Source organism: Vibrio sp. 10N.261.45.E2 (assembly GCF_002875705.1).
Lineage (GTDB): Bacteria > Pseudomonadota > Gammaproteobacteria > Enterobacterales > Vibrionaceae > Vibrio.
Genome location: NZ_MCZZ01000109.1, coordinates 112,130 through 131,772, shown reverse-complemented (window position 1 = coordinate 131,772; position 19,643 = coordinate 112,130). Strand labels below are relative to the sequence as shown.

The window sequence follows — 19,643 nt, the reverse complement described above, 5'->3', positions numbered from 1 at the left end:
GATAACTTCTTCTTGACCTTGGAGTGTTCTCCAAGGTTTATACTTTTAATGAACTTAAGGTTCCGTTGTTGTGCTTAAACACTTTGTGTGTGTAAACACCAGCGGCCTCAAGGCTTTTGAGTATTAAGGAGATATTTTATGTGCGCAAAACATGCAGCGTGCCGCTCAGCAAAAGTGGACGTTCAACCTCAAGCGGCAGGAGCAGGTTGCTCTAGCCTTAAAATTTCCAGCATCACGGCCGCAGGTACTTCATCTGGTTGTTGTGGTTCTTCTTCTACAGCTCCTTCATCGTCAGGAGATGATTGTTGTAGTTCGGACAGTGGAGAAGAGGACAGTCAGTCCTTACCCTCATCTCTCGGCGCTCAATTTTCCAAAAGTTGGCTAGTTGCCGGAATGGACTGCCCAGCTTGTGCAAGAAAAATAGAAAACGCGATCAGTAATATTGACGGTGTTATTCAAGCGAAGGTTCTCTTTGCTACCGAAAAACTGGTTGTGAAATTCGATAATGAAAGCCTTGCCGACACCATTGAACAAGTCTCTATCAAAACTGGCTTCCCATTAACGGAAGTAGGTTCTAAGAAAGAAAAACAACAGCCTGAGACTTTTTGGCAAGCTCATATCCAACCTAATTTACAGATTATCGCGATTGCAGCGGCAATGCTGTTTGCTGCGCTTCTGAAAAGTACCTCTCCTCAATTAAGCGAAGGCTTGTTTACGGTAACTTGTCTGCTTGGTTTATATCCGGTGGCGAAGAAAGCGGTTCAGTTGGCACGCTCAGGTACACCGTTTGCGATTGAAACCTTAATGAGTGTTGCCGCGCTGGGTGCTTTGTACCTTGGCGAAACTGCGGAAGCGGCGATGGTTCTATTGTTGTTCTTGATTGGTGAGCGCTTAGAAGCTTTTGCGTCATCAAGAGCAAGAAGTGGCGTTCAAGCGCTAATGGCATTGGTACCAGAAAATGCAACCAAGATTATCAACGGTGAACGTGTTGAAGTGGCGGTAAGCGAATTGGTTCCTGGTGATGTGATTGAAGTAGCTGCGGGCTCTCGTTTACCTGCTGATGGTCAACTGATTACAGACGCGGCTAGCTTTGATGAAAGTGCGTTAACGGGTGAATCTGTTCCTGTTGAACATATCGAAGGCAATAGCATTATGGCTGGCGCCGTGGTCGTGGACAAAGTAGTTCGTATCACTATCACCTCAAAACAGGGCGAGAACGCGATCGACCGTATTCTTCACCTGATTGAAGAAGCCGAGTCTCGTAAAGCACCACTAGAACGTTTTCTCGATAAATTTAGCCGCTGGTACACACCGTTAATGATGGTGGTAGCTCTGTTGGTCATCATCACACCACCATTGTTGTTTGCGCAGCCATGGGAAACCTGGGTATACCGTGGCCTAGCGCTATTGTTGATCGCTTGTCCGTGTGCGTTAGTTATCTCTACTCCTGCAGCGATTACCTCTGGTTTGGCAGCAGCGGCGAAACGTGGTGCGCTAATTAAAGGTGGTGCAGCACTGGAGCAGCTTGGCAAAATCCAAACCATCGCCTTCGATAAGACTGGCACATTGACCGAAGGTAAGCCTCAGGTTACGGATATTCAACCTTTATCGGGTTGGCAACAAGATGCGATGCTACGTGTGGTTGGTGCGATTGAAGTTGGCTCTACTCACCCGTTGGCGCAGTCACTTGTCGCTAAAGTAAAAGAGCTGAATATTGAGATTCCTGAATCACACAACAAGACCGCGCTGATTGGTAGTGGTGTTGAAGGTGATGTTGATGGTGTTAAGTATCAGGTTCTGTCACCGTCTAAAGTCACGTTCGATCTTGGTGCCGATGTTGTTTCTCAGGTAGAAGCATTAGAAGGTCAGGGCAAGACGGTTGTGGTTGCTCTTGAGATTAAAGCTCAAGAAGAGTCAACAGAACAAGTTACGACTGTGATTGGTCTGGTTGCTTGGCAAGATACGTTACGTAGTGATGCTAAGCTTGCGATTGAACGACTTAATGACTTGGGCATTCAATCTATCATGCTGACTGGTGATAACCCATGCAGTGCAGCAGCGATCAGTAGTAAGATTGGTATGCAGTACAAGGCAAGTCTATTACCAAGCGATAAGGTATCTTATGTTGAAGAGTTATCCCAACAATCGCACGTGGCGATGGTTGGTGATGGCATCAACGATGCCCCTGCAATGAAAACAGCGAATGTAGGTATTGCAATGGGCGGTGGTACTGACGTCGCTTTGGAAACAGCGGATTCAGCACTGACTCATAACCGCTTAACTGAGTTACCAGCAATGATTGAATTGTCGCAAGCGACCATGAACAATATCCGTCAAAACGTAGCCCTCGCGCTTGGTTTGAAAGGTGTGTTCCTGGTGACTAGCTTGTTAGGTATTACCGGCTTATGGGTGGCAGTCTTAGCGGATAGTGGTGCGACAGCTTTGGTCACATTGAACGCTCTGCGTCTGCTTCGTTTCAAGTCTAAAGCGGATTAAGTTCAGCTCACTGATATAGGTTAGCCTGATTCAAAAGCGACTAATATAGAACGCACCTAATACATAAAGCGCCTTTAGCGGTAATACGTTAAAGGCGTTTTTTGTCTCATTAGTATGCAACACAGGTGTGCGGATTGCTTATTTTTGTGATGCCAATCGGTTTTTTGTGAAACTTGAATTCTTGTTGCGATCATTCATGTGACGAGTGTCACTTCATTTTGTAATGAGCTTGGTTAGAGTGTGTTCGTACCCCACGAATTTACTATGAGCTTAAATAAGGGTAAAAAGCCCAATAAGCCAAAAGGAGCGAACTATGTCTCAAGCTGTTTTCCACTTAGGTGTTACTGAAGCAGATCTTAACGGTGCTACTCTTGCGATCATCCCAGGTGATCCTGCTCGTGTACAAAAAATTGCAGAAGAGATGGAGAACCCAGTATTTCTTGCTAGCCATCGTGAATACACACTTTACCGCGCAGAACTAGACGGCAAGCCAGTTGTTGTATGTTCAACAGGTATTGGTGGTCCATCGACTTCTATTGCAGTTGAAGAGCTTGCTCAACTTGGTGTTCGCACTTTCCTACGTGTTGGTACTACTGGTGCTATCCAACCTCACGTAAACGTGGGTGACATGATTGTTTCTACTGGTTCTGTTCGTCTAGACGGCGCTAGCCTGCACTTTGCTCCTATGGAGTTCCCTGCGGTTGCTGACTTCGAAGTTGCAACAGCAATGAAAGCGGCAGTAGAAGAGTCAGGCGCTGCAGTTCACATGGGTGTAACGGCTTCAAGTGATACTTTCTACCCAGGTCAAGAGCGTTACGACACCTTCTCTGGCCGCGTAGTTAAGCGCTTCCAAGGTTCTATGCAAGAATGGCAAGACATGGGCGTTCTAAACTTCGAGATGGAATCTGCAACACTGCTAACTATGTGTGCAAGTTCAGGCCTTAAAGCGGGTTGTGTTGCTGGTGTAATCATCAACCGTACTCAAAAAGAGATTCCAGATCACGAGACACTAAAAGTAACTGAAGCACGTTCAATCAAAGTGGTTGTAGAAGCTGCTCGCAAAATGCTTTAAGTCTTAAATCGACATCAACTTTTGAAAATGGCCGCATCAGTCGATGCGGCCATTTTTTATGCATTCTTTAAGTGATAGAGAGAAAACAGACAAGAAAAGTAGCAGATGTAAAAAAGGCGAGTTGCTAAATAGCGACTCGCCTTTGTCGTATTGGCTTAAGAGGCTTTTTCTCTTAACCGATTATTCTTAACACTCTTGATCTTCGTTACCGCCAGCAGCAGTAAACCAAGCGGTTAGGTGCGTTTTAAGATCTTTCAATTCGTCAGGGCCGATTAAGGCAAGGCCAAGATCTTCCGCTCGTGTGATGTCATTGTGACGAAGAGGGCGGAAGCTCACCAACATTGCACGCGCTTGTAGGCCACCCAGCAGGTCTCTCAGCGATTCCAGTTTGTATAAGGTGTCATCACCATCATCGCGCATGCCTTTAGTCTTACATTCAATGATGTGCAGTTTATTGTTTACCACTGATGCGACATCAAGCTCGTTACGAACTTCACGCTCACCGAGTTGACGGTATACCTGAACATTCAAAGAGCGGTCTTGGATGGTCGGCATGTCATCTTGGATTTGCTTAACCGTGCTATGAACCAAGGTTTCAAGCCATTCACCGTTTGAGAAGCGGCGCGCGTCTTCGTTGGCAAAGGTCAAAATGCCGTTATCGTAAGTCGCAATCTTAGCTTCAACCAAATCGCTTAGTAGCATGTTTAATTCACGGTAACCTTGTTGCTTCTCAGAGAGCTCAACATCAAGCTTCTGTTCTTTACGACAGGTTGTTGCGAGGTAGTTCAATGTCGCAAGGCCTGGGCCCAATTCTAATGCGTTACTTGCCCAGCGTTCACCCAGTTCATACAGTTTCTGATCCAGTTGCGGAGACAGCTGAACATCGCTGAATTCACCGCGAGCACCGAACACAGTCAGGTAGTCGTCGATAGTAATACGGTCTTGAACTTGTGCGTCTTCTTTACCATTAGGGTAAAGCCAGCACAGTTTGTCGCTGTTTGGTTCAACCACGAAGATTGGCCAGTGGTAAGTTCGGAATACTTCGTACACCGAAAGTAGGCGGTGGCGCAGGCCACAACTTGCGTTGAGTTTCACTTCTTGACCGCGTGCTTTGAGGTCTTCGGCGAGAGTTTGAATAGATTCTTTAATTACGGACGTATTTACGATGGTCGGAATTTCGAAAAACTCACTGGTAATGTCGCGCTTCTGTAAAACGCTGTCTAAACGTTTGTACATACTGACTTGATTCTTGTCGCCGATAAACACGATGTGAGTGCTGACCGTTCGGTTATCAAGTAAAGGGGTGAGCAAGCGAATGGGGTCTTGATCGATAATGCCAACATGAACAGCCATATAGATTCCTTAATAGCGGCTCGCTCATAAAGGTGAAAGAAAAAACGGGAAGCAGCAAGCCTTAATAATCATATAATGACAAAGCTCATAAAAAACAAGGGCAACCCTTGATAAAAGTTGCCCTAGCTCAATTAGTTACCACTATTGGGTATGAAGTCTCAAGAATCTCACTAAATATCTATCGATTCTTAATTTATCTATAGTTTGAATTGATGTACTAAATCACCTTGCTGATTTGCCAGAATTGTTAGGTTTTGGCTTGCTTCTGCTATTGAAGACATCGCTTGGTAACTCTTATCTGCGATGTGGTTGATGTCTTCGATGTTGCGTGCGATATCACCAGACGTCTCACTCTGCTCAGCGGCTGCTTGAGAGATGTGTGTACTCATGTGGCTAATCTCTAGAATCAAGGCTTGGATCTCTTCCATGGCACTGTTTGCACTTGAAGCTTGTTGAACCGACATGTCCATATCGCTCATACAACTTTCAATTACGTTACTTGCTGTTTTCGAGCTTGATTGCAGGTTGCTGATCATGGTCTCGATTTCAGAGGTTGACTGAGTGGTCTTTTGCGCTAGCACTCGAACTTCATCGGCAACGACTGCAAAACCGCGACCTTGTTCACCAGCACGTGCTGCTTCGATTGCCGCATTAAGTGCAAGTAGGTTGGTCTGTTCAGCAATGCCACGAATAACGTCAAGGATTGAGCCAATCTGGCTACTCATTTGTTGTAGCTCGCCAACAGCACCCACAGACTCAGTAAGGCGAACCTCTAACTGGTTAATGGTGCTGATATTGGTGTTCATGATCTGACGACCAGACTCAGAAGCTGATTCTACTTGTTGAACCATGGTTAGTGAGCTTTGCGCGCTGTTCGCCACTTCTTGCACAGAATGAGACATCTCAGTCATTGCTGTCGCGACGGTTGCGGTTTGCTCGCGTTGGCTGTTCAGTTGAGCTTGCGTCTCAGAAGAGGTTTTTTGGTTGACGCTCGCTGTTTTGGTTAGATCATCTGAAGCATCATTGAGCTTCACAAGGATATTATGCAGGTTATCCGCCAAGGTGTTGATGTGACGGCTGACACGGCTGAATTCGTTGTCATATCGAATATCGATACGCTGAGTCATATCACCCTCAGTTAGACCTTCTAATGTACCTAGGATGCGTGTTAATGGCTCTCTTACACTATGTGCGATGTGGTAACCAATCGCAGCAGCGAACACGGTGACAACAATGCCAATTGCAATCGCGTTGAATAGGCCTTTGTCGTAAATGCCGCTTGCGTCTGCGAGTGAAGAGTTGAGTTGCTCTTCCGCGGTCACGTTGAATGAATCCAAAACGGCCATCGCTTGGTCAACTTCTACCGCTAGGTTTGCGATGTTCACGTACAGCGCTTGCTTGGCTTGTAGGTAGTTGTTGTGTTTGTCTAGCACGCCACCCTTTTGGCCAACGTCTTTAGTGAACTTCTGAACTGACTCATCGAAGACATTCTTAAGGGCTGGCAGTTGTGTCGATAGGCCGCGATAAGCGTAGTTCAGGTGAGTCACGGCCTTTTTGTTTTGGTTAACGGCTTTCTGCACGAAGGCAACATCAGAGCTAGCAAGTGCATCTGAGGTGATCACTTCTGCGTCTTGAAGCTTAATGAAGTAGCTCTTTGCCATCACTTTTACAGAGATGCTTTTTTGGTCTGCAACGTACTCTTTCATACCAACGGTTAATTCTGAATGGAGGCGTTGGAAGTCACGAGAGGCTTTTTGTACTTGTTCTTGTGCTTTGAACATCGCAACGTAGTTATTCATCGCTTCGTCAGCTTCGGTAAAGTAGCGCTCTTCCATAGCTCTTAATTGTGCGATGCGTTCAATCAGTGAGGCATTGTTTTGGCTTGCCGCTTCTAAACGACTGAGAACTTCTGAAAACGAGTTTTGTGATGCAGCAAATTCTGTTCGCATTGCAGACATGCGTTCAGCGTTTTGGGTGGTTAAGAAATCTTTGAATGACTTATCAGCAGAAAGCAATTGAACACTTGTTTGATTTGAAAGCGCGACAAGTGGTAGTGAGGTTTCGGAAACACTCTCAAAATTGCTGTGTATCTGATTCATGCTGTTCATCATGATGGTTATCGTGATTGCGAACATGATGATGATCAGTGCGAAACCAGCGTACATACGCTTGATCACAGATCCCTTCATGGCTTTCTCCCTAAATAAAATGCAGACCTAATGTCAGGTCAAAGTAAAACTAACAAAATTATCAGCATTCTATTGAGCTCCGCTTACGCATTTTATGACGCACACGTCAAAAATAGCGCTCCGTTATAACCAACATGCCATTCTTGAGAGCTGAGGCTCGTTTTCTTTGATTTGAACGGTGTTTTTTATTATGCTTTAAAGCAGATTTATTGTGGTTTGATGCGGCATAGCGCATACTCAAAGCATTAAAAAATAAATGTTTTATCGGAGAGAAACATGGCTGAAGAAACCATTTTTAGTAAGATCATCAATAAAGAAATCCCAGCAGATCTACTATACCAAGACGATTTAGTAACCGCATTTCGAGATATTAACCCGCGTGCGCCAAGCCATATCTTAATTATCCCAAATAAGCTGATTCCAACAACCAACGATGTTGAAGTGGAAGATGAAGCGATGATGGGGCGCATGTTTACCGTTGCTCGCAAGTTAGCAAAAGAAGAAGGCATCGCAGAAGATGGCTATCGTCTTATCGTGAACTGCAACTCTCACGGTGGCCAAGAGGTTTATCATATTCACATGCACTTGGTTGGTGGCCGTCCACTTGGTCCGCTATTAATGAGCTAACGAGTTAATGAAAGCTACTGAGCTCGTGTGAATAAGCTCATTAGCGGGTTAACACAAGTAGCCAGTTGGAAAATTTGTAGTTTGTATGCCAACTTTAAGTTCTATCTGTTGTCTGAATTTCGGCATTGCCTAGGCAGAGCCTAAAACAGTAGGGTTTCGACGGGCTTGAGATCCTTTTTACAGCACGTTTCGTTTTGATAATGAGACTAGGGGCTGTTGAACTTTCGAACAAAATTTAATCGCAAAAGGTCAGCGGACCTTAATAAAGTTGGCATTTTAAATATGCACGGAGACGATAAGTGAAGCAACAGTTTAGATTCGCTTCCATTGCCCTGTTATCGGCGTTGACCGTAGGTTGTGCGAGTATGTCTGCAGGAAGCCTGTTCAGCCATTACAGCGCGCAAAACAAAGCGATCTACCAAGCCGTTAAATCTGGAGATTATTCAGAGGCTCAACAAGAGCTACCAGATTATGCGGCAGGCGACATCCTTGATAACTTTGAAAGAGGCAGGATTAATCTGCTGGATCAAAAATACCCAGAGAGTAAGGCTTCGTTTGAAGTGGCTGATCAGGCGGTTACTGAGCAGCAACGAAAAGCTGTGATTTCCATTTCAGACAGTGCAACCAGTGTCGGTGCGTTGGCTGTGAATGACAATATTACCGAGTATGTGCCAGCCGATTATGAATTGGGCTTTCTTCATCTGTATCTCGGTTTAAATTACCTCAAGAAAAATGATTTAGAAGGTGCGGTGATCGAAATGCGTCGCGCCAATCAAGTTCAAGAACAAGCAAAGAAGCAACGTGAAGCTGAGTTAGACAGGGCTGCCAACGATGCGAAGAAGCAGGGTTTGTCTGCCAATGTGGGTAGCATCCTTGCCAACTACCCTGATGCGGGTAAAAAGCTGCAGTCAGTGCAAAATGCGTATCTGATGTTCTTGTCTGGTTTGCTTTATGAAGCTTCAAATGATTTAAACAGCGCATACGTAGACTATCGTCGTGCTTTGGCTGTCATGCCAGACAACCAAGAAATCATCGATAGAACGATGGCAACCGCTGCTCGTTTAGGGATGCGACAAGATTTAGCGACACTAGAAAAACGTTACAAGCAGTCTTCTAAACTTAATACAGGTGAAGGGCGAGTGATTGTTCTTCAAGAACAGAGCGCTGTACAAGCAATGGACAGTTGGCGACTAGATTTACCTGTTTATGACAGTCGCGATCAGGGGGCAATATACTCTCTTGCGCTGCCATATTACCCAAGCCAAAACGTAGAGCGCTTTTCTCCGTTGCGAATCAGTGGGCAACCGCTACAAGAGCACTTGATCACTGATGTAAATGCGATGGCGCAGAACGATTTATCTGAGCGTATGACGAGCATTGTTATCCGCCAAGCATTACGTGTAGTCGCAAAAGACCGTATTCGTAAAGAAGCAACTAAAGGCGATGATGTCGGTAATATCCTGTTCAATGTATGGAATACACTGACAGAGCAACCGGACACACGCAGCTGGCAATCATTACCAGCAGAGATTAAGAGCAGCACGTTTGTAGCAAACAGCGGTCAATATACGTTGGAAGCGGGCGCTAAAACGTACGACTTTGATATTCGAGAAGGGCAGACCACTTTGGTGTGGATTTCTCGACAAGGAAACAACGCAACAATGTGGCATAAACAGCTAGGGAGGCTGTAATGAAAAAGTGGTTAGTGAGCTTAGCAGCGGTTATGGCTCTGGCTGGTTGTGCTGATAATACAGCTGGCGTAAGGGTCGATAGTCTGACTCAGAACGTTTTCTTTGGTGACAAGGTATTGGGCAGCCGCTTACAGGTTGAAGATATCCGTACCGACCTAGTCGATGGTCATACACGAGGAATCGTTCGTTTAAACAGTAACTATAAAGGTGATCAACATATCCTTTATCGTTTTTACTGGTACGACGATGCCGGGCTTGAGGTCAACCTAAAGCAAGGCCCTTGGAAGCAAGCGATTGTTCGTGGCTTTGAAAGTATTTCGTTATCGGAAGTGTCGGTAAACCCGAAAGCAACTCAATTCAGAGTTCAGTTCCGAGAGCAGTAAGTTAAATAAAGCGGATCGAATGATTCGAAAAGACAAAAATTTAAGAGTGTGGGTAACCCCGCTCAATGATAAGTTGAGGAAACAAAATGAAAAAGAGTGTCATTGCGCTACTAGGTTTAGCGGTTATTTTAGGCGGTTGTTCAAACAAGGTAAGCTACGGTGATGCACAAGCAGTAGAAACCACGACAATCGATTTCGGTTCAACTGACCTTCAAACGATTGCGGGTGAAATGGTCGATAGCATGATGGCGTCTGGTTCTGTGTCTTACATTACTCGTGAACAGCGTCCAATCGTGTTTGTAGAGCGAATCAAGAACAAAACAAGTGAGCACATTGATACTGAGTCAATCACTGACACGATCAGTACTAAGATGCTGAACTCAGGTAAGTTCCGTTTTGTTGATATGGACCGCGTAGAGTCTGTTCGTGATCAACTGAACTTCCAAAACAACGATGAGCTTGTAAACCAAAGTTCAGCGATTCAATTCGGTAAAATGGTTGGTGCTCAGTACATGCTGTACGGCAACCTATCAAGCATCGTTAAGAAAGCGGGCAGCGACGAAGACGTATACTACAAAATGACGATGCGTCTAATGGACCTTGAGTCTGGCTTGATTGAATGGGCAGACGAGACTGAAATCCGTAAGCAACAATCTAAGAGCCTGTTAGGCCTTTAATTTCGCTTACTTGCCAACTAAACGCAGCCAGTTTTGACAGCGTCTAGTCTTGGCAGCGCATAGCTTGGTTACGCGCCAATGCAGTGCATGATGTGCTGTTTATGAAGAGACACTGGCTTTTGGTCAGTGTCTTTTTTGTAGGGAAATGAAGACGTTTATAGGGAATGAGCAATGGCAATTTTTTCTTGGTCTGAGGCTAAGCTTCTTGATATCAGTTTGAGTTCGCTTGATGGTTACTTTTCTGAGCCTCCAGTTAGAGCGCAGACATTAACAGGCGGTTTGACCAATCGATGCTGGAAGCTCGTTGATGTTGATGGCACTGCGTATGTTTGGCGGCCAATCACACCGATTACCAAAGCGTTCTTCATTTCTCGTCATGAAGAGTTCCAGGTGCTATCTGCAATTGAGCGTCTCGGCATAGGGCCAAGACCAATAGTAGTGAATGAACAAGGATTATTGGTTGAGTGGATTGCGGGTGAGGCACTATACGACGATCTAGAACTTGATGATTTGTTGAAAACTCTGCTCTCTGTGCATCTGGTCAATACTGCGCGATTGCCACTGCAACCATTCAGTTTCACGGCGCGAGTTGACCATTATTGGCTGCAGCTTGATGCGGTTTATAAGACCGAAGCCTGCACTAAGATTTATCAAGAGTGGCGCGTGGCCCCGAGCATTACCAGTGTTGACCTGTCTTTGTGCCATTTTGACTTAGGTGGCTATAACCTAGTAAGAAGCAGTGATGGCATTAAGATTATTGATTGGGAATATGCAGCGCTAGCAGACCCTCGGCTCGATTTAACCCTGACCATTGCAGTTGCCGGAGTACCAGTCTCGGAAGCGGTTGAGAAGTACTGTCAGCTGAGAGGCATCCATGATGTTCAGCCGTGGCTCGATGGCGTAGAAGCATGGTTACCAAGAAGCCAGATGATGGCGATGTTGTGGTATTTGCTTGCTCATCAGCTTTGGGGCGATGAAAGTTATCTGCGTGAAGCGGAGGCTCTGAGTCACACTTTATGTAGCTAGGATCACGTTTAGGAAGTGAAAAATATAATTTCTCTACTGTTACCTTTAAAACCTTGTTTTTCGTGTTAGATTGATCAAAACGTACCAATATTCAACGGGGGAGGTACAATGATTATCTATCTACATGGCTTCGACTCAACAAGCCCGGGCAATCACGAAAAAATACTGCAGTTGCAATTCATTGATGATGACGTTCGTTTCATCAACTACAGTACTTTGCATCCAAAACACGATATGCAGCATTTATTAAAAGAAGTGCATAAAGTGATAGAGCAATCCGATGATCCACACCCAATTATCTGTGGTGTAGGCTTAGGTGGTTTTTGGTCTGAGCGCATTGGTTTCTTGTGCGGTATTAAGCAGGTCATTTTCAATCCAAACCTGCAGCCAGAGAACAACATGGTAGGTCGAATTGACCGCCCAGAAGAGTACGAAGACATCGCAACCAAATGTGTTGCTCAGTACCGTATGAAAAACAAAGGTCGCTGTTTAGTGGTGCTTTCTCGTGAAGATGAAATTCACGACAATAGCAAAACAGCCGCTGCGCTAGAAGATTACTACGACGTAATCTGGGACGAGAAAGAGAGTCATAAATTCAAAAAGATCTCTCAACATCTTCAGGCAATGAAAGCATTTAAAAACGCTTAAATTATTTTAGCCATTTTATAAAAGCAGCACTCAATGGAGTGCTGCTTTTTTACATCTGAATCCAGAGTTCGTGTTTCATAAAACGGTTATCGAAGTTTTGTCGGTGAGTTTGCGTATTTATAGAGAAGTTTGCGCAAACGTTAACTCATTCGATTCGAATCCTCATTACGGGTAAGGATTTTTTTGTTGCGGTCATCTTTTTGCTATATATAATGTTCCCAAGCAAAATATTTTGATAAATATCAAAAAAAATTGAGAGCGAGTGAAAAAACTTGCCCATAATTTGTGTTCTACCTCTCAGGTAGTCACCTTTTTATCCACGTGAGCAAAGCAACAAACCAAGCATTTGTTGTTTGTAATCCCTCTAACTACTCGGTGAGCTGTCGTTATCTTTTTCGCGGTTATCCAATATGTCACAGCCTTATCAACAAGGCCGGGTAGAAACATAGAATTTATCGGCTGGAGTAATCGAGCTGAACCCCATTTATTCATTTTGTAGAGGATTGTCATTGTGACAAAAATTATCGTAGTAGGCGGCGGTGCTGGTGGTTTAGAGCTAGCAACTAAGCTAGGCCGCACTTTAGGTCGTAAGAAACGTGCCCAGATTACGCTGGTAGACCGTAAAGCAAGCCACCTATGGAAACCATTACTTCATGAAGTAGCAACTGGCTCACTCGATGAAGGTGTTGATGCATTGAGCTATCGCGCGCATGCAAAAAACCATTACTTTGATTTCCAAATGGGTAGCCTGAACGACATCGATCGTGAGCGTAAAGTGATTGCACTGAGCGAACTGAAAGATGAGCACGGTGAGTTATTGATGCCAAGTCGCGAACTTGAATACGATATTCTTGTGATGGCGCTGGGTTCAACGTCAAACGACTTCAACACTCCAGGCGTTCGTGACAACTGTATTTTCCTTGATAGCCCAGAGCAAGCGCACCGTTTCCGTACAGAAATGAACAACCAGTTCTTGAAGCTACACGCTAAGAACGGCCAAGGCACGGTAGACATCGCTATTGTTGGTGCTGGTGCAACAGGTGTTGAGCTATCTGCAGAGCTACACAATGCAGTTAAAGAGCTTCGTACCTACGGTTTCGGCGATCTAGATTCAAGCAAGCTGAATGTGAACCTTGTGGAAGCAGGTGAGCGTATTCTTCCGGCTCTGCCTCCTCGTATTTCGAGCGCAGCACACTCTGAGTTAACGAAGCTTGGTGTGAACGTTCGTACTAATACTATGGTGACTCAAGCTGATGCTGACGGCCTAACAACTAAAGATGGCGACAAGATTCCAGCTCAAATCATGGTATGGGCTGCAGGTATCAAAGCGCCTGATTTCATGAAAGATATTGGTGGTCTTGAGACGAACCGTATCAACCAGTTGGTTGTGAAGAACACGCTACAAACTACGCTTGATGACAATATTTTCGCTATCGGTGACTTGGCACAATGTACACAAGCAGATGGTTCATTTGTTCCACCACGTGCACAAGCTGCTCACCAAATGGCGAGCTGTGCATTCAGCAACATCATTGCTAAGTTGAACGGTCGTGACCTGAAAGATTACATCTACAAAGATAAAGGCTCGCTAGTTTCATTAAGCCGTTTCTCTACAGTAGGTAGCTTGATGGGTAACCTGACTAAAGGTTCGATGATGGTTGAAGGTCGTATTGCGCGTGTGGTTTACATCTCTTTGTACCGCATGCACCAGATGGCACTTCATGGCTTAATCAAAACATCGCTGATGATGTTAGTTGGCCGTATTAACCGTGTACTTCGTCCAAACCTAAAGCTTCACTAATTAGCCAAGCCTGATAAGGGCATTACGCTGATAATAAAAAAGAGCTCTTCGGAGCTCTTTTTTGATCGTGCCGCTTAGATGTTATCACTGGTTACTAAGAGGTAGGAGGCAGTACAGAATAAACCACGCCATCTTTGGGCTTACCGTTAAACAGAAATCGATTCTTGGCAATGGTTTCTCGCTCCGCGCCACACTTCTCTATCAGTTTTTGACTTGGTAGGTTCTCGGTATCGCAAACAATCTCCAAACGCGTTAACTTGAGTTGCGCGAAGCAGAATTCGAATAGGGCGAGCATCGCTTCTTTGGCGATTCCTCTCCTTTGAAATTCATCACCGACCCAATACCCTAAACTCGCCATGTTGAAGGTGTGGTAAAGCTCATTGATGGCAACCATACCGACCAACTTATCGCTTTTACGCTCAAAGATGCCAAAACCAAACGCATCGGCTTTCACCCAGTTTAAGCGAGTCGCCAGAATAAACTTTTCGGCTTCGACGATAGAAAACTCGTTATGACACCAGTCGACCCAAGGTAGCAAGCTAGGGGAAGATTTTACCAACTGTGAAAACTCTTGAGCGTCGGTAGCCTCAATGATTTTCAGGCTGAGATTTTGAGTGTTGATCTGGAAGTCAGGGCTCATAGGACGTACCAATTAGATTTATAAGTACCGGGCGAATATCGCCTGAACTTAATAAAACGCCCTCACAAAGGAGGGCGTTTCGAATGGATTGCTATCAGTATAGCTTGAGTGCTAGCAGAGTAACTAACTCAGTTGTTACATCATTTTATTGAGCGACGCGACGAACTTGAATCACCATGCCAAGAAGTGGGTGGTCAAGGTAGTGAGTTTCAGTACTGCGCATACGACGTTTTTGGTCCATGCGGTAGCTCTTAAGGAACTCTTCGACTTCAACCGTCGGAGAAATCTCAGTTAGGTTGCCCACTTGAACGTTGCTTTCTGCACCACTGACTGGTGAATCAAGCTCGATTTGTTGTTCCTGTAGAGTCACTTCACGAACGCTTGGTGCTTTTAAGTCCAATGTCGTCTCAGCGTATAGGTAGTGCTGAACGTAGATTTGCAGCTTGCCGTCTAATTCGTACAGTGGCTTATCAATGGTCTCTTCTTGGAACCCATCAGCACTGCCTGCAGTGACTGTGCCTTTTTCAGAACCATCGGCATTAAACTGCTTAGAGAAATCTTTACCTGCTTGGATATGGAAAACAGGCGCAGAGCTCTTACCCTGGTCGCCTTGACGCCAAGCGGTATGCATCAGGACTTCAAAGCCAGCGTGTTTACGTAGCTTGTCTTTCTGAGGCGTTAACTTGTATTCCGAGTAAGGAAGCATTTGAACGCCTTTCTTTGCTCGGTATTGGGTGTCTTGAAATGAACCAACGCGCTCAAGTGAAATCTTAGGCTGTGTGTTTGGCCAAGACTCGTTCACCTTCTCTGCATCAACAGCGCGCTTAAAAATGATCACTTCTATATCAAATTGTCTCTGTGCCAAACTTGGCAGTGAGACGAACAATAGTAGCAGTGGGATCAGTCTTTTCATTTTTACTCCGTCTTCCAGCCGAACAACCGGCTGGATAATTTATAGGTGCAAGTGGATTGGGTTTTATGCTGAAGGCAGCAAGTTCTGTCTGAATTCGCCCAATAAATCACTAACAAATTGAATTCGTTTCCGTCTGTCGACCAATGGTATCGTAAACTTGAACTTTGTAGGTCCTTCCATTGAAAACTTTTGCGGTTGAGATTGCAACAGTTTAACAAGGTAGTTCGGGTTTATGTCAGCATCCGGGTAGAATTCGATAAACCCTCCCTTATCATGAGCTTCAATTTTCTTCGCTTTGATGTTTGCTGCCGCTAACTTAAGCTCAGAAACTGACAATAAGTTCTTGGTTGCATCAGGAAGGGGGCCGAAGCGATCAATCAGCTCAACTTTAAGCTCAGCCAACTCATCGGTGTCGCTTACACTCGCTATACGCTTGTATGTTGATAAACGTGTGTTGATGTCTGGGATATAGTCGTCTGGCAATAGTGCTGGTATACGCATCTCAATCTCAGTTTGCTCGCGCAATAGATCATCAAGCGATGGCTCTCGACCTTCTTTCAATGCTTCAACCGCTTGTTCAAGCATCTCCATGTACAAGGTGAAACCAACCGACTGGATTTGACCACTCTGTTCATCACCCAACAGCTCACCGGCACCACGAATCTCTAAGTCATGGGTTGCTAGAGTAAAGCCTGCGCCCAAATCTTCGAGCGAAGCAATGGCATCCAATCGCTTGATCGCGTCTTTGGTCATTGCTTTTGGGGGGGGCGTTAACAAGTAAGCATAAGCTTGGTGGTGAGAACGACCCACACGACCACGTAATTGGTGCAGCTGCGCTAAACCAAGGTTATCGGCTCTGTCCATTAAGATGGTATTGGCTGTCGGAACATCGATACCGGTCTCGATAATGGTTGTACACACCAGCAGGTTAAAGCGCTGGTGGTAGAAATCATTCATGATGCGTTCGAGTTCGCGCTCTCTCATCTGACCATGAGCCACGGTAACGCGAGCTTCTGGAATCAGCTTCTGTAGTGACTCAGCTGTCTTTTCAATCGTGTCGACTTGGTTGTGTAGGAAGTAAACCTGACCACCACGCATAATTTCACGCAGTACCGCTTCTCTTACGACTGCATCGTCACTTTCGCGAACGAAGGTTTTAATTGCCAAGCGTCGTGCGGGTGGTGTTGCGATGATCGAAAGGTCACGCATGCCGCTCATCGCCATGTTCAGCGTTCTTGGAATCGGTGTTGCGGTTAACGTAAGGATATCAACATCGGCACGCATCGCTTTCACTTTCTCTTTCTGACGTACACCAAAGCGGTGTTCTTCATCGACAACCAATAAGCCAAGGTCTTTGAACTTAATATCACTAGAAAGCAGCTTGTGAGTGCCGACCAGGATATCAACCTTACCGTCGGCGACATCTTGCATGATCAGTTTTTGCTCTTTAGCTGACTTAAATCGAGATAGAACCTCAACACGAATCGGCAGATTGGCGAAACGGTCTCGGAAGTTTTCGAAGTGTTGCTGAGCAAGTAGGGTAGTTGGTACTAACACGGCCACTTGTTTGCTGTTGTCGGTACATACAAATGCAGCGCGCATTGCCACTTCTGTTTTACCAAAGCCAACATCACCACATACTAAGCGATCCATGGCTTTTGCTTGGCACATGTCAGACATAACCGCATTGATAGCCATCGCTTGGTCATCGGTTTCTTCAAACGGGAAGCCCGATTTGAAAGTCGCGTATTGACCTCGATCGAGCACAAACTTGTAGCCTGGCTTAAGTTCGCGTTTGGCGTAAACATCAAGCAGTTCGGCTGCAACGTCACGTACTTTCTCTGCGGCGCGTTTACGAGCTTTCTGCCACGCTTCACCACCGAGTTTATGAAGTGGTGCAGAATCTTCAGCGCCGCCAGAGTAACGCCCGATTAAGTTTAAAGAAGCAACTGGTACGTAAAGCTTGGCATCGTTTTGATATTCAAGCGTTACGTATTCGGTTTTCATACCACCGGCTTCTAGGGTTTGCAGGCCGATGTAGCGCCCAATACCATGGTCAATGTGAACGACAGGCTGACCCGGTTTCAGCTCCGCAAGGTGACGGATGACCGTGTCACTATTAACGCTTTTTTTATCTTTCTTACGGCGCTGGACAACGCGATCACCCAACAGGTTGCTTTCACAGATAAGGGCGATGTCTTGTTCTTCGTGGATAAAGCCATGTTCAGCTGAGCCAAGGATCAGGCTGAACTTGTCTTGGCCTTTAATCGCTGCATCAAGGTTTTCAATTTCGCTTGGACGAACTTTGATGCCTCGAAGTAATTCACTCAGCGCTTCACGACGACCTTCTGATTCAACTGAAAAGACGACTTTACCGTCGAAGGCTTCAGTGAACTTTCTTAGGTTTGCGAGTGGCTCTTTATTCTGATGTTGAACACTGAGGTCAGGCAGTGACACAACAGGCAAGTTAGTGCGGCCTGCTTTCTCTTCAATACAATCAAGACTTAGGTTGACCTGTGGCTTCTGTTTGAAGTGAGCGAACAGCTCGTCTTTCCTCAACCAAAGTTGTTCAGGTGTGAGCAGTGGTCGTAACGGATCAACACCACGCTGTTCGTATCGATGGGCGACGTCTGCAAGGAAAGCATCAACCGCGGTTTCAACATCACCTAAAACGAGAATTTGCGCTTCATCGGCAACGTAATCAAACAAGGTTTCTGTATGATCGAAGAACAGTGGCTGCCAGTATTCAATACCAGCAGGCCATGTGCCTTTAGATACCTGCATATAAACCGATTCTGGTTCACGACGTGCATCAAACTGTTGGCGCCAACGAATGCGGAAATCTTCAATAGCACTTTCCGAGGTTGGGAACTCATGAGCAGGCAGCAGTCGAATCTCAGATATGTCTTCAATAGAACGCTGGTTTTCAGGATCGAAAGTACGGATGGTGTCGATCTCGTCATCGAAAAAATCGATCCGATATGGATCTTTGCTTCCCATAGGGAATAGGTCAAGAATAGAACCACGGCTTGCGTATTCGCCCGGGCCAAACACTTGATCAACGTAACGATAGCCAGATTTTTTAAGCTGTAAGCGCAGTTTCTCAAGCGAGTAGAGATCGCCCGTTTTCACCATTAACGTGTGCTGTAGCAAAAAGTCTCGCGGTGACTGGCGTTGCAATAATGTGCTGATCGGAACGATCGTGATGCCGTCTTTTAATGTTGGCAGTGCGTAAAGGCGAGCGATACGATCTGAGATGATCTCTTGGTGCGGCGAGAAGCTATCGTATGGCAGCGTTTCCCAATCTGGGAACAGTGCGACTTCATGTGCAGTAAACTGACCAATTTCAGATTGAAGCTTAAGTGCAACTTGTGGGTCCGGAACAGCTAATACAGTATGGCTGTTATGTTGCTCTGCGAGTTTGGCAATGGCAAGAGCGAGAGACGAACCGACTAGGTTACCAATGTGTTTTTTGTCACCGGCACCTTTAAGTTTAGGTAGTGTAAATATGGATTTTTTGGTCATGTTAATTTACTTGTTATCTCGGTCTAGAGAGCGTTGACGCAAGAGTTTCTGTTGTTGATGAAGTGCCGCTTTAATGAGCAGGTCTTGGTCGGTATCGCGAAGATGAGCATATTTAAATTTGATTTCGAAACCTGAGTCTTTCGCTTCACTCGCAAATACTTCTGCGTAGCAATAAATGGCCGCAGCAGGGTGCTCTAGGAAAAGTTTGGCTTTTACCAAGCGACCCAGTTCTATGTCTGCTTTTGAAAAGCATGAAAACTGACTCGCACCAAAGGAGTAGGTGTGAGTACGAAATTTCTCATCATCTTGTTGCGATAGCATGAAGCTCAACAAGAGGTTTAATTTTGAGTTTTGTGCATCCAATAAACTGGTGACATTCTTCAAGTCGCTGTTTTTCAGTTCAGCACGAGCGCTGTCAGCTAACAGATCCAATTGGCTAAATTCACTTGCCACCACAAATGGTGCTGGGATCTCAGATTCGAATTGAATTTGAGAAGGTAAAGTGAAGCCGCTGTCCATTGGCTCAATATTAGCAGTAAGGCTGTGGTGAACGGTGAAAAACTCTTGTTCGGTCATGCGTTAGTTCCTTGAAGTGATCTATT

At 45.4% G+C, this 19,643-nt stretch carries 15 protein-coding genes; 9 read left to right on the top strand and 6 right to left on the bottom strand.

Features of this window, described 5'->3' with window-relative positions; translation table 11 throughout:
* The first annotated feature begins 138 nt into the window (after positions 1-138).
* Complete coding sequence (locus tag BCT34_RS07670; RefSeq protein ID WP_076650969.1) at positions 139-2,496, top strand: zinc/cadmium/mercury/lead-transporting ATPase; 2,358 nt, start codon at positions 139-141, stop codon at positions 2,494-2,496.
* Between the two features lie 313 nt (positions 2,497-2,809).
* On the top strand, positions 2,810-3,568 hold the full coding sequence (gene udp, locus BCT34_RS07665) for a uridine phosphorylase (protein WP_009847163.1): 759 nt from the start codon (positions 2,810-2,812) through the stop codon (positions 3,566-3,568).
* 186 nt (positions 3,569-3,754) lie between these two features.
* Here udp and BCT34_RS07660 read toward each other — a convergent pair whose 3' ends face one another.
* Complete coding sequence (locus BCT34_RS07660) at positions 3,755-4,921, bottom strand: DUF1887 family protein (RefSeq protein ID WP_076650970.1); 1,167 nt, start codon at positions 4,919-4,921, stop codon at positions 3,755-3,757.
* A gap of 197 nt (positions 4,922-5,118) precedes the next feature.
* Entirely contained in the window at positions 5,119-7,110 is a 1,992-nt protein-coding gene (locus BCT34_RS07655) for a methyl-accepting chemotaxis protein (RefSeq protein WP_076650971.1), read from the bottom strand.
* Positions 7,111-7,386: 276 nt separating this feature from the next.
* Here BCT34_RS07655 and hinT point away from each other — a divergent pair, with 276 nt between their 5' ends.
* From hinT to BCT34_RS07620, 7 genes are all read left to right on the top strand, one after another.
* Entirely contained in the window at positions 7,387-7,737 is a 351-nt protein-coding gene (hinT, locus tag BCT34_RS07650; protein WP_004736268.1) for a purine nucleoside phosphoramidase, read from the top strand.
* Positions 7,738-8,036: 299 nt separating this feature from the next.
* Positions 8,037-9,428, top strand: a complete 1,392-nt coding sequence (locus tag BCT34_RS07645) for a hypothetical protein (protein ID WP_076650972.1) — start codon at positions 8,037-8,039, stop codon at positions 9,426-9,428.
* Positions 9,428-9,811 (top strand): YcfL family protein, encoded by a 384-nt coding sequence (locus BCT34_RS07640; RefSeq protein WP_017060222.1) that lies wholly within the window; start codon positions 9,428-9,430, stop codon positions 9,809-9,811. The genes BCT34_RS07645 and BCT34_RS07640 overlap by 1 nt, the downstream gene beginning before the upstream one ends.
* An 86-nt stretch (positions 9,812-9,897) precedes the next feature.
* Positions 9,898-10,488 carry a penicillin-binding protein activator LpoB gene (gene lpoB, locus BCT34_RS07635; protein WP_017060223.1) on the top strand — a complete coding sequence of 197 codons (591 nt, stop codon included), beginning with the start codon at positions 9,898-9,900 and terminating at the stop codon, positions 10,486-10,488.
* Positions 10,489-10,659: 171 nt separating this feature from the next.
* Positions 10,660-11,514 (top strand): phosphotransferase, encoded by an 855-nt coding sequence (locus BCT34_RS07630; RefSeq protein ID WP_076650973.1) that lies wholly within the window; start codon positions 10,660-10,662, stop codon positions 11,512-11,514.
* 108 nt (positions 11,515-11,622) lie between these two features.
* Positions 11,623-12,162 (top strand): alpha/beta hydrolase YcfP, encoded by a 540-nt coding sequence (gene ycfP, locus BCT34_RS07625; protein ID WP_076650974.1) that lies wholly within the window; start codon positions 11,623-11,625, stop codon positions 12,160-12,162.
* A gap of 511 nt (positions 12,163-12,673) precedes the next feature.
* Positions 12,674-13,963, top strand: coding sequence for an NAD(P)/FAD-dependent oxidoreductase (locus BCT34_RS07620; protein WP_017632170.1), 1,290 nt, complete (start codon positions 12,674-12,676; stop codon positions 13,961-13,963).
* A gap of 94 nt (positions 13,964-14,057) precedes the next feature.
* Here the strand turns inward: BCT34_RS07620 and BCT34_RS07615 are convergent, their stop codons facing one another.
* The 4 genes from BCT34_RS07615 to BCT34_RS07600 all read right to left on the bottom strand — a co-directional run bounded on the left by BCT34_RS07615 (position 14,058) and on the right by BCT34_RS07600 (position 19,617).
* Positions 14,058-14,603 carry a GNAT family protein gene (locus BCT34_RS07615; protein WP_076650975.1) on the bottom strand — a complete coding sequence of 182 codons (546 nt, stop codon included), beginning with the start codon at positions 14,601-14,603 and terminating at the stop codon, positions 14,058-14,060.
* 145 nt (positions 14,604-14,748) lie between these two features.
* Positions 14,749-15,516 (bottom strand): peptidoglycan binding protein CsiV, encoded by a 768-nt coding sequence (locus BCT34_RS07610; RefSeq protein WP_076650976.1) that lies wholly within the window; start codon positions 15,514-15,516, stop codon positions 14,749-14,751.
* Between the two features lie 63 nt (positions 15,517-15,579).
* Positions 15,580-19,041 (bottom strand): transcription-repair coupling factor, encoded by a 3,462-nt coding sequence (gene mfd / locus BCT34_RS07605; RefSeq protein WP_076650977.1) that lies wholly within the window; start codon positions 19,039-19,041, stop codon positions 15,580-15,582.
* Between the two features lie 6 nt (positions 19,042-19,047).
* Positions 19,048-19,617, bottom strand: a complete 570-nt coding sequence (locus BCT34_RS07600) for a PilZ domain-containing protein (RefSeq protein ID WP_076650978.1) — start codon at positions 19,615-19,617, stop codon at positions 19,048-19,050.
* Positions 19,618-19,643 lie beyond the last annotated feature (26 nt).